Source organism: Mucilaginibacter mallensis (assembly GCF_900105165.1).
GTDB classification, from domain to species: domain Bacteria; phylum Bacteroidota; class Bacteroidia; order Sphingobacteriales; family Sphingobacteriaceae; genus Mucilaginibacter; species Mucilaginibacter mallensis.
The window spans coordinates 6001879-6013956 of the sequence record NZ_LT629740.1 but is presented as its reverse complement, the minus strand read 5'-3'; the positions used below and the strand labels follow the sequence as shown (position 1 = coordinate 6013956).

At 43.7% G+C, this 12078-nt stretch carries 13 protein-coding genes; 9 read left to right on the top strand and 4 right to left on the bottom strand.

Annotated elements, in window-relative coordinates; translation table 11 throughout:
- Window positions 1-275: 275 nt before the first annotated feature.
- The 9 genes from BLU33_RS24945 (at window position 276) to BLU33_RS24905 (ending at window position 8377) form a co-directional block, all read left to right on the top strand.
- Complete coding sequence (locus BLU33_RS24945; RefSeq protein ID WP_091380023.1) at window positions 276-1451, top strand: acetyl-CoA C-acyltransferase; 1176 nt, start codon at window positions 276-278, stop codon at window positions 1449-1451.
- A gap of 17 nt (window positions 1452-1468) precedes the next feature.
- Complete coding sequence (locus BLU33_RS24940) at window positions 1469-3280, top strand: AMP-dependent synthetase/ligase (RefSeq protein WP_091380020.1); 1812 nt, start codon at window positions 1469-1471, stop codon at window positions 3278-3280.
- Window positions 3281-3293: 13 nt separating this feature from the next.
- Window positions 3294-4061, top strand: a complete 768-nt coding sequence (locus tag BLU33_RS24935; protein ID WP_091380017.1) for an enoyl-CoA hydratase/isomerase family protein — start codon at window positions 3294-3296, stop codon at window positions 4059-4061.
- 14 nt (window positions 4062-4075) lie between these two features.
- Window positions 4076-4957: an SDR family oxidoreductase gene (locus tag BLU33_RS24930; RefSeq protein ID WP_091380014.1), complete on the top strand. Its 882-nt coding sequence runs from the start codon at window positions 4076-4078 to the stop codon at window positions 4955-4957.
- Window positions 4958-5488: 531 nt separating this feature from the next.
- On the top strand, window positions 5489-6145 hold the full coding sequence (locus BLU33_RS24925; protein WP_091380011.1) for a hypothetical protein: 657 nt from the start codon (window positions 5489-5491) through the stop codon (window positions 6143-6145).
- Window positions 6126-6428 carry a winged helix-turn-helix domain-containing protein gene (locus tag BLU33_RS24920; RefSeq protein WP_172829295.1) on the top strand — a complete coding sequence of 101 codons (303 nt, stop codon included), beginning with the start codon at window positions 6126-6128 and terminating at the stop codon, window positions 6426-6428. Before BLU33_RS24925 ends, BLU33_RS24920 begins: the two co-directional genes overlap by 20 nt.
- 64 nt (window positions 6429-6492) lie before the next feature.
- Entirely contained in the window at window positions 6493-7224 is a 732-nt protein-coding gene (locus tag BLU33_RS24915) for a ferritin-like domain-containing protein (RefSeq protein WP_091380010.1), read from the top strand.
- Window positions 7225-7251: 27 nt separating this feature from the next.
- Window positions 7252-7530 (top strand): ribosomal maturation YjgA family protein, encoded by a 279-nt coding sequence (locus BLU33_RS24910; RefSeq protein WP_232009358.1) that lies wholly within the window; start codon window positions 7252-7254, stop codon window positions 7528-7530.
- A 73-nt stretch (window positions 7531-7603) separates the two neighbouring features.
- Window positions 7604-8377 carry an oxygenase MpaB family protein gene (locus BLU33_RS24905; RefSeq protein WP_232009357.1) on the top strand — a complete coding sequence of 258 codons (774 nt, stop codon included), beginning with the start codon at window positions 7604-7606 and terminating at the stop codon, window positions 8375-8377.
- Here the strand turns inward: BLU33_RS24905 and BLU33_RS24900 are convergent.
- From BLU33_RS24900 to BLU33_RS24885, 4 genes are all read right to left on the bottom strand, one after another.
- Window positions 8374-8724, bottom strand: a complete 351-nt coding sequence (locus tag BLU33_RS24900) for a hypothetical protein (RefSeq protein ID WP_091380006.1) — start codon at window positions 8722-8724, stop codon at window positions 8374-8376. The genes BLU33_RS24905 and BLU33_RS24900 overlap by 4 nt on opposite strands.
- Before the next feature lie 30 nt (window positions 8725-8754).
- Window positions 8755-8982 (bottom strand): hypothetical protein, encoded by a 228-nt coding sequence (locus tag BLU33_RS24895; protein ID WP_157682386.1) that lies wholly within the window; start codon window positions 8980-8982, stop codon window positions 8755-8757.
- Window positions 8983-9002: 20 nt separating this feature from the next.
- Complete coding sequence (locus BLU33_RS24890) at window positions 9003-10961, bottom strand: OmpA family protein (protein ID WP_091380000.1); 1959 nt, start codon at window positions 10959-10961, stop codon at window positions 9003-9005.
- A 67-nt stretch (window positions 10962-11028) separates the two neighbouring features.
- A complete protein-coding gene (locus BLU33_RS24885; RefSeq protein WP_091379996.1) occupies window positions 11029-12027 on the bottom strand; it encodes a PorP/SprF family type IX secretion system membrane protein in 999 nt (332 codons plus the stop codon).
- Between the last annotated feature and the right edge of the window lie 51 nt (window positions 12028-12078).

Below are 12078 nucleotides of genomic sequence, written 5' to 3'. Positions count from 1 at the left end.
CTCACAAAAACTGGCTTATGTACTGTCGGGTGGTGATCTGTCGCAGCCAACAGCAGTAAGTGAAGATTACCTGTTAGGATTAGAAAGGGAAGCCTTTGTGGCCCTGTGTACCGAGCGTAAAACGCTGGAACGCATCCAATCTATTTTAACAGGAGGAAAAATATTACGCAATTAAAGAATCAAGAGCCAAGATGCAAGAATCAAGATAGAAAAAAGGAATTGCAGTTTGAGATTCTTGACTCTTAATTCTTGACTCCCTAAAAAACATACAAGACATGAACGCATATATAGTGGCGGCCAGCCGCAGCGCAGTTGGAAAAGCAACCCGTGGTGGTTTTAGATTTACCCGCCCGGATACCCTTGCCGCCGATGTTATTAAACACCTGATGGCATCCGTACCTAACGTGGATAAGGATGAGATTGAAGATGTAATTGTAGGTAATGCTACGCCCGAGGCGGAGCAGGGACTGAATGTTGCCCGCTTGATCTCGCTGATGTCGCTGGATACCGACAAGGTACCGGGCATGACAGTGAACAGGTATTGCGCATCGGGATTGGAAACTATTGCCATCGCGTCAGCGAAAATACATGCAGGTATTGCCGATTGTATTATAGCTGGTGGTGTGGAAAGCATGAGCCTGTTGCCCATGGGTGGCTGGCGCATTGTGCCTAATGCTGATGTGGCCCTGGCTCACCCTGATTATTACTGGGGCATGGGCTTAACCGCTGAGGCAGTGGCTAAGGAGTATCATATCAATCGAGACGAGCAGGATCTGTTTGCCTATAACTCGCACCAAAAAGCAATAAGTGCCATAAAAGAAGGTAAATTCAAGGATGAGATAGTTCCCGTAAACATTACCGAAGTTTATGTAGATGAAAGCGGCAAAAAGAAAAAGAGGGATTTTAAGATAGATACCGATGAAGGTCCGCGTGCTGATACCTCAATTGATGCTTTATCAAAACTAAAACCGGTTTTTGATGCCAAAGGTGTGGTTACCGCCGGTAACTCATCCCAAACCAGTGATGGCGCTGCCTTTGTAATGGTGGTAAGCGAAAGCTTTATGAAAAAGAATAACCTTACACCTATTGCCCGGTTGGTAAACTATGCCGTTGTTGGCGTACCGCCGAGGATTATGGGTATCGGTCCGTTGTATGCGATACCGAAAGTGTTAAAGATGGCAGGCATGAAACAGCAGGATATGGATCTGTTTGAATTAAATGAAGCCTTTGCATCGCAATCATTGGCGGTAATTAAGGGTTTAGATCTGAATCCTGATCTCATCAATGTTAATGGTGGCGCTATTGCTTTGGGCCATCCACTGGGTTGTAGCGGGGCCAAGCTTTCGGTTCAGCTTTTTAACGAATTGAAAAAGCGTGATCAGAAATACGGTATGGTAACCATGTGTGTGGGTACCGGCCAAGGTGCCGCGGGCATATTTGAAATGTTATAGATATAAAAATTAGCGCAATGGAAGCGACAAGATTATTTGATTGCATACCAGCACAGGCCGCAGCGCCCCGGGCTGATTTCTTAGCTGCAAAAGAGAACGGCGTATGGCGGTCATACAGTACACAGGAGGTGCATACCATGATCAATCAGCTCACTATGGCGCTGCTGGACATGGGTATATCCTCGGGTGATGGCACGGATGAGGGCCGGGACAAGATCGGCCTCATCAGTAACGGCCGCCCGGAATGGGTGATGGTTGACTTAGCCGTACAGCAAACAGGTGCGGTTTTAGTACCATTATATCCTAATACAAACCCCAAGGAAATTGAGCAGATCCTGATCGAATCGGCAGTAAAATACATGTTTGTAAGCGATAAGGAGCTTTGCGATAAGATAAACCTTGTTCGCCATAATGTGCCCACATTAAAAAAGGTATATGCGTTTGACCAGATCGAGAACTACCCTAACTGGAAGGAGTTATTAAAGCCATTGCCGACCGGCTATCTGCAAAAAATAGCCGGTATAACCAGCAATATAAGCGAGAACGACCTTACTACCATCATTTACACATCGGGCACAACAGGCAAGCCAAAAGGTGTAATGCTGAGCCATAAAAACATTGTGAGCAATGTGCTGGCATCGGGTTTAGTGCTTTCGCAGATCCCCGTCAGCGAAAAACGCGCATTCAGCTTTTTGCCGATGAACCATATTTTTGAAAAGATGTGTACCTACATCTATCTCTTTTATGGGTTCTCCATTTCTTATGCCGAGAATATGGATACCATAGGCCCGAATATCCGCGATGTAAAACCCTCTATTTTTACCGCCGTACCACGCCTGCTCGAAAAAATATTTGAGCGCATAATGGCCGAAGGACAAAAACTAACCGGCGCAAAAAAGAAGATCTTTTTATGGTCGGTTAAAGTGGCGGAGGAATTTGAGCTTGAGCACACCAGTCCCTGGTATAAAATTAAACTGGCCGTGGCCGAAAAACTGGTTTTCAGTAAATGGCGCGCCGCTATCGGTGGTAATTTAAAGGCCATAGTTATCGGCAGCTCTGCCTGCCCTGTTAAGCTGGAAAAAATATTTACCGCAGCAGGCATGGCGGTAATGGAAGGTTACGGGTTAACGGAAACCTCACCTGTAATATCGGTTAATCAATACGATCCGAAAGGGAGAAAATTTGGCACCGTAGGTAAGCTGATCGACAAGGTGCAGGTTAAAATAGCTGAAGACGGCGAAATACTTTGCAAGGGCCCGAACGTGATGATGGGCTATTATAAAAACCCGGAAATGACGGCTGAGGTTATGCAGGATGGCTGGTTCCATACCGGCGATATCGGCATATTGGATGATCAAGGTTTCCTGAAAATAACCGACCGTAAAAAAGAGATCTTCAAAACATCAGGCGGTAAATATGTGGCCCCATTGCCTATTGAAAATAAGATGAAAGAAAATCATTTTATTGAACAGATGATGGTGGTGGGTGCCGGAAAGAAATTCACAGCGGCTTTGATCGTGCCGTCATACACCAACTTATTACCATGGTGCAGGGCCAATGAAATTCCCACTATATCTCACGAAGAGATATTGAAAGACAAGCGCGTGATAGCCCTGTATCAGGCCGCTATAGACACTTTCAACCCTGAGTTTAACCATGTGGAACAGGTGAAAAAGATCACCCTACTGCCGAATGAATGGTCGATAGAAAGCGGGGAGCTTACACCAACCGGAAAAATGAAGCGCAAGGTGATAACTGAAAAATACAATGCCGAGATAGAGAAAATGTATGCCGGCGAGCCTAACGAAAGTCCGTCGCTGGTAAGCTAAACCTTAACCCATCATGAGCACTATTCAAGTATTAATAAACGACAGGCTGGCGGTAGTCACACTTGACAGGGGGCGATCTAACCCTATCAACCACCAAATGATAAAGGACCTGCTGGCTTGCTTTCAGGAGCTTGAGGCAGATGATAACGTAGGTGGTGTGATCATCACCGGTAAACCGGGCTTCTTCTCATCCGGCATTGACCTGATGGAGGCCTACGATTATGATGAGGAACAGATCAAACAATTCTGGACGGATTTTCTCGCACTCCCTGGCGTGCTATCATCCTTTAAAAAACCTTTAGTTGGCGCACTGAACGGGCATAGTCCGGCTGGTGGCTGCATCATTGCGCTTTGCTGCGATTACAGGGTGATGGTTGAAGGTCAATTCATCATCGGGCTGAATGAGATCCCGGTTGGCATCATCGTTCCTGATAGCGTTTTTAATTTGTACGCATTTGTTATCGGACAGCATAAAGCTTATCAATATTTGTTAGAAGGTAAACTGCTTAACGCCACCGAAGCGTTACAGGTGGGTTTAATAGATGAGCTTACCACAGCTGAAAATTTAATCGCGGCAGCAGAAAAAAAGATCCGAACTTATATGCAGTTCCACCCTGTAACCTGGGGCGTTAGCAAAATGAATTTGCGTAAAGAAGTGATCAGCAAATTAAAGGCAGATCAAAGCGATCTGTTAAAGATCATGCTGAAACAATGGTGGCACCCTGCAACCCGCAAGGGCCTGCAAAAAATGATCGAAAATTTAAAGGCTAAATCGGCTTAAAGACATAAAAAATCATGAGCAATATTACAGACAGCGCATACCAGGGTATGTTAAGGGACGACGCTTTAAAAGGCAAAACCATCATCGTAACCGGTGGCGGCACCGGCCTTGGGCGCTCCATGGGCACTTATTTTTTAAAACTGGGCGCTAATTTGGTGATCACCAGTCGCAAGCTGGATGTACTGGAGCAAACCGCCCGGGAAATGGAAACCGAAACCGGCGGCAAAGTTTTAGCCGTTGCCTGCGATGTACGCAAATATGAGGAGGTGGAACATGTGCTGCAGCAAGCTATCGCTACTTTTGGGCAGGTCGATGTATTGCTGAACAATGCCGCAGGCAATTTTATTTCACCTACTGAACGCCTATCAGCCAATGCCTTTGCCGCGGTTATTGACATTGTGCTGAAAGGTTCCGCCAATTGCTCACTAGCCTTAGGTAAATACTGGATCGACAAAAAAATACCCGGTAATATATTGAATATTGTTACCACCTATGCCTTTACCGGCTCAGCCTACGTAGTGCCATCGGCTTGTGCCAAGGGTGGTGTTTTGGCCATGACCCGGTCGCTGGCCGTAGAATGGGGTCGTCACAGCATCCGCACCAACGCCATCGCTCCCGGACCATTCCCCACCAAAGGCGCATGGGATAAACTACTCCCCGGTGAAATGGCTAAAAAATTCGATTTCAAAAACCGCGTGCCCCTTAAGCGTGTAGGCGAACATCAGGAACTGGCTAATTTAGCCGCGTTCTTAGTATCCGATTTCTCAGGCTATATCAACGGTGAAGTGATCACCATTGATGGCGGCGAATGGCTGCAAGGCGCTGGCCAGTTTAATGCCTTAGAGATGGTGCCACCTGAGATGTGGGACAGCATTGAGCAAGCAACGAGGAAGTAAATATCTTTTAATCTTTTCTCCTACCCCTCTTTCCGCGCAGCAGAGAGAGGGGCGACAAGTGAAACGAAGTCGGGGTGAGTCAGTGGAGCGCGCAAGGGCTCTACGCCATAGTTCCCCTCTTGAGAGGGGTTAGGGGTGTGTTATGGAGGCGAACAAATATTAACCAATGTCATGCTGAACTTGTTTCAGCACCCCACATGCTAAGTAATCATCATGCGGTCTACCTGTGCTGTGAGATCCTGAAACAAGTTCAGGATAACATCGAGGATTTGGGCGTTGCCTGCAGCCCGTGCTTTCCGCTCATACTACACAGGCCTTAGCCACGGCCTGCACTGAGGCTCTCGAACTGGGCCGGTATCCGCTACAATCACTAACGCGGAACCTCGACGCGCTCCGCCGACTCACCCGGTCGTTGCTTCGCTCGAACACCCTCTCTTCGCCTGCGGCGGAAAGAGGGTAGAAAACAATTTCTTCCAATTATTTGCAATACTAAACATTAATCATTTACTTTGAATTTCAAAGTACTTTATAATGAAAGATAAAGACGTATTAGATGAGATCAGTTCCATCAAAAATATCATGGAGCGCTCCACCCGGTTCATATCTCTGAGCGGGCTGTCCGGTGTAATGGCAGGTATTTATGCATTGATCGGGTCGTGGCTGGCTTATCAAGCCCTTTACATATTACGTGGAAGCTCTACCTTTCCTTATCCAGCTATCTTATCAGATCTGCTGACTTTTGAGAGGGGTGAACTTGCAGGAGAAATGTTTGTGCTTGCTTTAATCGTATTAATTTTATCCATATCAACAGGCATTTGGTTAACTGTTCGTAAAGCACGCCGTAAAGGGCAAAGCGTTTGGAACCAAAGCAGCCGGGCCTTTTTACGAAAAGGCGCATTGCCATTAGTATCCGGTGGTTGTTTTATTTTAATGCTTTTATGGCAAGGACATTATAGTATTATTGCACCTGCCAGCTTAATATTTTATGGCTTAGCATTAGCAGCGGCAAGCCAATATACTTACGGCGATGTTAAGTGGCTTGGCTTATGCGAGATAGCGTTAGGTTTAATTGCCATGCTATTTCCGCTATACAGCTTGCTGTTTTGGGCATTAGGTTTTGGTGTGCTGCACATTTTGTACGGCACCATTATGTACTTTAAATACGACCGTGAAAATAGCGCTCACTAATTTTGATAAAGCCTTCGAGAACCGCATACGCCTGCAAATTATGAGCGTACTGGTTGCTAATGAGAGTTATGATTTCAACTCCCTTAAGGAACTGCTTTCCGTAACCGATGGCAACCTGGCTTCGCATTTAAAGGCTTTGGAAAAGGAGGAATATATCAGCGTTATCAAATCTTTTTTGGGCCGTAAACCTAACACCCGTTACCAGGCATCAGCCAAAGGCATCACTGCATTTAAAAAACACTTAGAGGCACTGGAAAATTTAATAAAACAGCAAAAGGGCTGATATTTTTTTTGACTATTTACTTTGAAATACAAAGTACTTTTGAAAATCATTATCAAACTAAAATATGAAAATAAGTAAAAACTGGATAGAGCATTTCAAGGCAAATGTACTCCAAAAAAGAGTGAACTGGGATTTAAATCCACGGATTACAAAGAAAGAGATAAGAACCATACTACCTTCCTTACAGGCATGGCAACTGGGCGAAACATCCGAAGGTAAAAACCTGATCATGGCCTCAACCAGATACGCGAAACGCATTGGCGACCCGGATTATATAACTGCCGTTAAACTTTTTATTAAGGAGGAGCAAAAACATGGTAATAACCTCGGTCACTACCTGGATAGTATTAATAAACCACGAATAAAAAAGGATTGGGGCGATTCCATGTTCCGGAGGGTGCGGTATATGAATACGAGCATGGAAACCTGGACTTTAGCTGTAATTGTGGTTGAAAGCACCGCCCAGATATTTTACCAGGCATTAAAAGATGCCACCGGATGTGAGCTACTGAAACAAATATGCACCGATATACTCATAGATGAGGCTTATCATATCACCTTTCAAACGGAAAGATTAGGCATCATCTTCGATGGTAAAACCATCGGCGAGAAAAATTTCAGGCGGTATTTTTATAAAGCATTCTGGTATTTCACCTCGGCATTGGTATGGTTTGCGCACCGTAAATTGTTTAAAGCCGGTGGCAACACATTTAGCGGTTATATGCGCAAAATGGACCGTAAGTATTTAAGAACACTAAACCGCATTACCAGTTCACTGGCGGTGCAAATGGCTTAAAGATAATTAACATTTAAACACAAAACCATGTTAAGCTTCAACTTCAAATATTTCTCCTTAACCATACTATTACTAATCACCGAGATTATCATCGCCACATGGGCACATGATGCACTTATCCGGCCCTATGGCGGGGATTTCCTGGTGGTGATACTGGTATATTGCCTGATAAAAAGCTTTATGGATAGCCCGGTTTCACCTACTATTATTGGCGTTTTATTATTTTCTTATTTGGTTGAGATATCCCAGTATTTTCATTTGGTAAACCTGCTCGGATTGGAAAATTCAAAATTGCCCGCATTATAATGGGTACATCATTTTCATGGACGGATATGTTAATGTATTCACTTGGTATGCTTTTGGTTTTAATAATTGAGCTATGCAGAAAGAGATAAAATACTTTGTCAATAACGATTCGATAGTACGTGAGATATGGGGTAAAGCCGATACTATCCTGTTTATTTTTGCAGGTGCTGCCGCCGAATTCGCGCTAAATAAGGCTGTAGACTGGCTGTATTTTACCGGGAAATTACCTGCTGACCCACTGGGCCGTTTGTTTTCAACTGTAGTTTATGCCCGGCAAATTATCTTTTCAGAACTGGACGAAGCCAACCGTACCATCGACCAGATAACCGCTATCCATAAAGGTATAGAAGAAAACCGCAACGCCCGGATCCCCGACTGGGCCTATCGCGATGTATTATTTATGCTGATCTATTATTCCGTTCGTTCCTATGAAGTATTGTATAGGAAACTCAGTCATGCTAAAAAAGAGGAGATATTTCATACTTTTTACCGGGTTGGCAAAAGAATGGGCTTGCAGGAATTGCCTGTAGATTATACCGATTGGGTACTTATCCGCAATCAGCATTTGCAAAAAGATACCGTACAGAGCAATTTTACAATCGACCTGTATAAACAATACAGAAAGCACCTGGGCCCTGTACGATATCAGCTATTAAAAGAGGTTCAGTTAATGATAGTTCCTGAAAGGGTACGCGCCTTGTTATCCCTTGGCAGTGTACGCTTTTTAATTCCTGTATTGTGGCTATATAAGTTAACCCGGCTGACTAAAGCTGACGAATTTTTAATAGCCGCAGTTTTGCCCGATTCTTATAAAAAGCAGGTGAGGTCTTTAACTATTAAACGCTAAATAATATCATTTAGAGCATTAACGTAATACTCCGGCTTTATGGCAATTTCCATTAGTTGTTGCTGGTGCTTTAATAAAAGGCCTTTCCACCAAAAGCAATAACCCCGCGGAAAAACAACCTCGCCAATATGTTCTTTCCGGCACAGATCTTCCATAGCCAGCAGCTTATACATCACTTTACGAGAGTGATCAACAACCACATGTGATTTTTTTGAGTAACCCAGCATCTGGTTTATTTCCCTGTTTGATTTTCCCGATAATATAAATTCAAAGATCTCGATATGATGAGTTGATAGTCCCCGCGATTTTAACAACGGCCTGTTCATTGATATAACTTCCTGTTTCATGCTGCACTTGTTTTATCTGCCTGTGTAAAATTAAATACGTATTAAGTTGGTCATGCTTATTAAAATACAAATAGCTACAATGCTTAGGGTTATGTTAACCGTACCGATCAGCACCCTATCAACCTGCTGATCCTGCAGGCGGTAACCAATCCGTTGCGTGAGGTTAAACAGTATAAAAACACCATATACTCCCAAACCAATAGCCATTAATAAAATGGTGATAAACATCATTCCTTCTGAATTATTAAAATGGCCCATAAATCTCCCTTTATTATTGTTTATTCTGCTTTTAGCACTGTAAATTCTGTTCTCCTGTTTAATTGCCGTCCTTCAGGGTTATCCTTGCCATCAGGTAGTGAGTTAGGCGCTATAGGCCTGGTTTTGCCATATCCTTTGGCAAATATTCTGGTGTCGCCCACCCCTTTTGATATCATATAATCAACACATGCCTGTGCCCTGGCCTGTGAAAGCTTCATGTTATAGGCCTCGCTGCCAATAGAGTCGGTATGCGCGCTCAGCTCGATCTTTATTTTAGGGTTGTCCGTCATTATTTTAACTATGCCATCCAGTATCACCTTTGATTCAGGGCGAAGCGTGGCTTTGTTAAAATCATACAGGATATTCTTTATCAAAATAGGTTTGTTTATTATAAAAGCCTGCAGGCATATATCCGGACTGAGCAGCGTGTCGTTTCTCATTTCGCCCTGGCTTGGTACAGGTACCGATTTGGTGAAATACCCCTTCTTCTTCAATATTAAATTATAGGGGCGCATAGTGGTTACATTAAAAGTGTATTTTGCATCATTGCCCACCACTTCTTGTTTTATTGTATCCTTAGATAGGGAATCAACAAAGCTTACTTTAGCACCTGCTAGTGGTGTGTGCGTATCGCAGTCAGTTACTATGCCGGTGAGCACATATTTTTTATCAAATGTCTCAAACAAGTCAAGGCAGCAATCTGATGCACGATCAGAACTCAGGTATGCTTTTTTGCCATCCTTATCATCCGGGAAATAGTAGAGGTCATCCTTAGCGGAGTTCATGGGGTAACCCATGTTTTTGGGTGTGGACCACTGCCCAACACTTTCATAACTTACAAAAAAGTCGAACCCTCCTAAACCAACAAAGCCCTTAGAACTGTAAACCAGCTTTTTGTCGGATGAATCATAATAAGGGGCTTGCTCATCAAGCGGGGTATTAATCGTATTGCCTAAATTGGTTGAATTACTTGGATTACCGCTTGCATCCAGGTCACTAACCCATATATCATCGCCACCCTGACCGCCAGGTTTATTTGATGAAAAGAAAAGCCGCTTTCCATCAGCGGTAACAAAGGGCTGCAATGAGTTAAAGCCTTCAACATTTACGTTAGTGTTCAGCTTTACAGGAGTGCCCCATTCACTATTCGCCCGGGTGCTTAAATAAATGGCATGTATAATTTTGCTGCCTTCTTTATACCAGCGGGTAAGGTACATGCGTTTGCCGCTTGGGTCAATGGATGGGGTACCGTACTCCACTTCCTTCTTGTTATCGCTGTTGTTAAAGCTAATCATTTCGGGGTTGCTGCTGCTATCCTTTACCGCATACACCCTGTTCAGGTGTTTTTTATCATCCTTAATTATTCTTGATGAAGTAATCCACCGGCTACCGTTATTTATGATGAGCGAATAATCCGACCCATCGGAGTTGATGGTTCCCTTCATCTTCACTACATCAATTAATGCAGGATATTGATACTGCTCTTTAGCAAAGTGGCAATTGGCTAGTTCCTTATCGGCAATAGCAATATAGTTGCCGGTGCCTTTATAGTCGGCTTTAAATTGTTCCAGCTGTTTTATAGCCTCATCAAAATGCTGATTGGCACGCAGGCATATACCATACCATAGCCTCTCCAAAGGATATTTTACTTCATTACCGCCGTCAATAACCTTAAAATACCAGCCTTCGGCCTCAAGGTAGTTTTCATACAGGCGATACGATTCTGCCAGCTGATAGCTGATGTATGCACGATCAAAGCTTTTGGCACTTTTAGGCGACTTTCCGTTCGACCGGAAAGGCACTTCAGGCTGAGGAACCAGGTTTAAGCCGGAGGCCACCTTTTTATAGTAATAGGCCGCTTCGTAATAATCCTTATTGTTAAATGCTTTATCGGCCAATGCTTTATCATTCTCGTTAAACTGAGCAAAGACAGTGGTGATAAAAAAGGATATAAAAATGGTAAATAATGTTTTTTTCATGGGTGTGAATATTAGTGCGTTTGCAGGTCAGGCTTGTTGTGCTGCATATGGTTGGTTTTTATATAATCTAAAGCCTTGGACAAATAGGTTCGGGCCCCTGAATGCGTTTATGGAACACATAACTTATTGATAATTCAAATCCTCCCTGTCCGCTGGTAGCCGAACTTAATTGCGATGTATTAAAATCATAGCTTGCACCTACAATATAATTGTCGAAATGATAGCCCACATTGGCAATTGCCGCATCATTAAAGCGGTACATTACCCCCATTATTAACCCGTTATCGCTCGGTAATTTAATTTCAGAATATAGGCCCAGGTCTTTTTCCTGCGCCTGCTGCTGTTTAATGTATATGGCATGCGGTATAAGGTCAAGATCTTCGTTTATGGTAAGGCGAATACCGCCATGTACGGTGTAACGCATGGGCAGCTTGGCGTTTATCCCCTCAACCGCAAAAGGATCTTTTGGCTGGGTAAGGTGGCCCACGCTAACCCCTAAAAATGGATTTGCCACATCTGTGGGGTTCCCATCGTAATAAAATATACCTGCACCTGCATCAAAAATTGTGGCATTAGTGCTCGAGAAATTCTCAAAATTGGGCAGGTTAGGGTCAAAGCCGCTGCCGGGGTTAAACTGATCGCCCAGTTGTAATTTGCTGGCATCAAAACTCCTGTTTATTAAACCTGCCTGTACCCCAAAGTGCAATTGCTGGTTACCATCGTCAGATATAGCTATGCCATACCCAAAAGAGCCATAAGCTGCCAGGTAATTATATCCCACGCTACCTGCCGACTGGTCAAGTATATTTATACCCAATCCTACTTTATCCGTCGGGCGAAAATCAGCGGATATGGCTGCTGTTTGATATGAATTTGGTATAGTGGCGTATTGATCCTTAAAATTAGCATTTACGCGTGCCTCACCGTTCATCACACCGGTTAAAGCCGGGTTTAACCATAGTGGATAAGCATAATATTGCGAGAAATGCGGATCTATCTGTGCTTTTAGCTGGCCAACCATTATTAGCTGTAAAAGTGCCGCCATTGTTATTATTATTTTTTTCATAGTAGTATGTTCTTATTGGTAAATGCAATCATTTAAGGTTTCTTATCAATT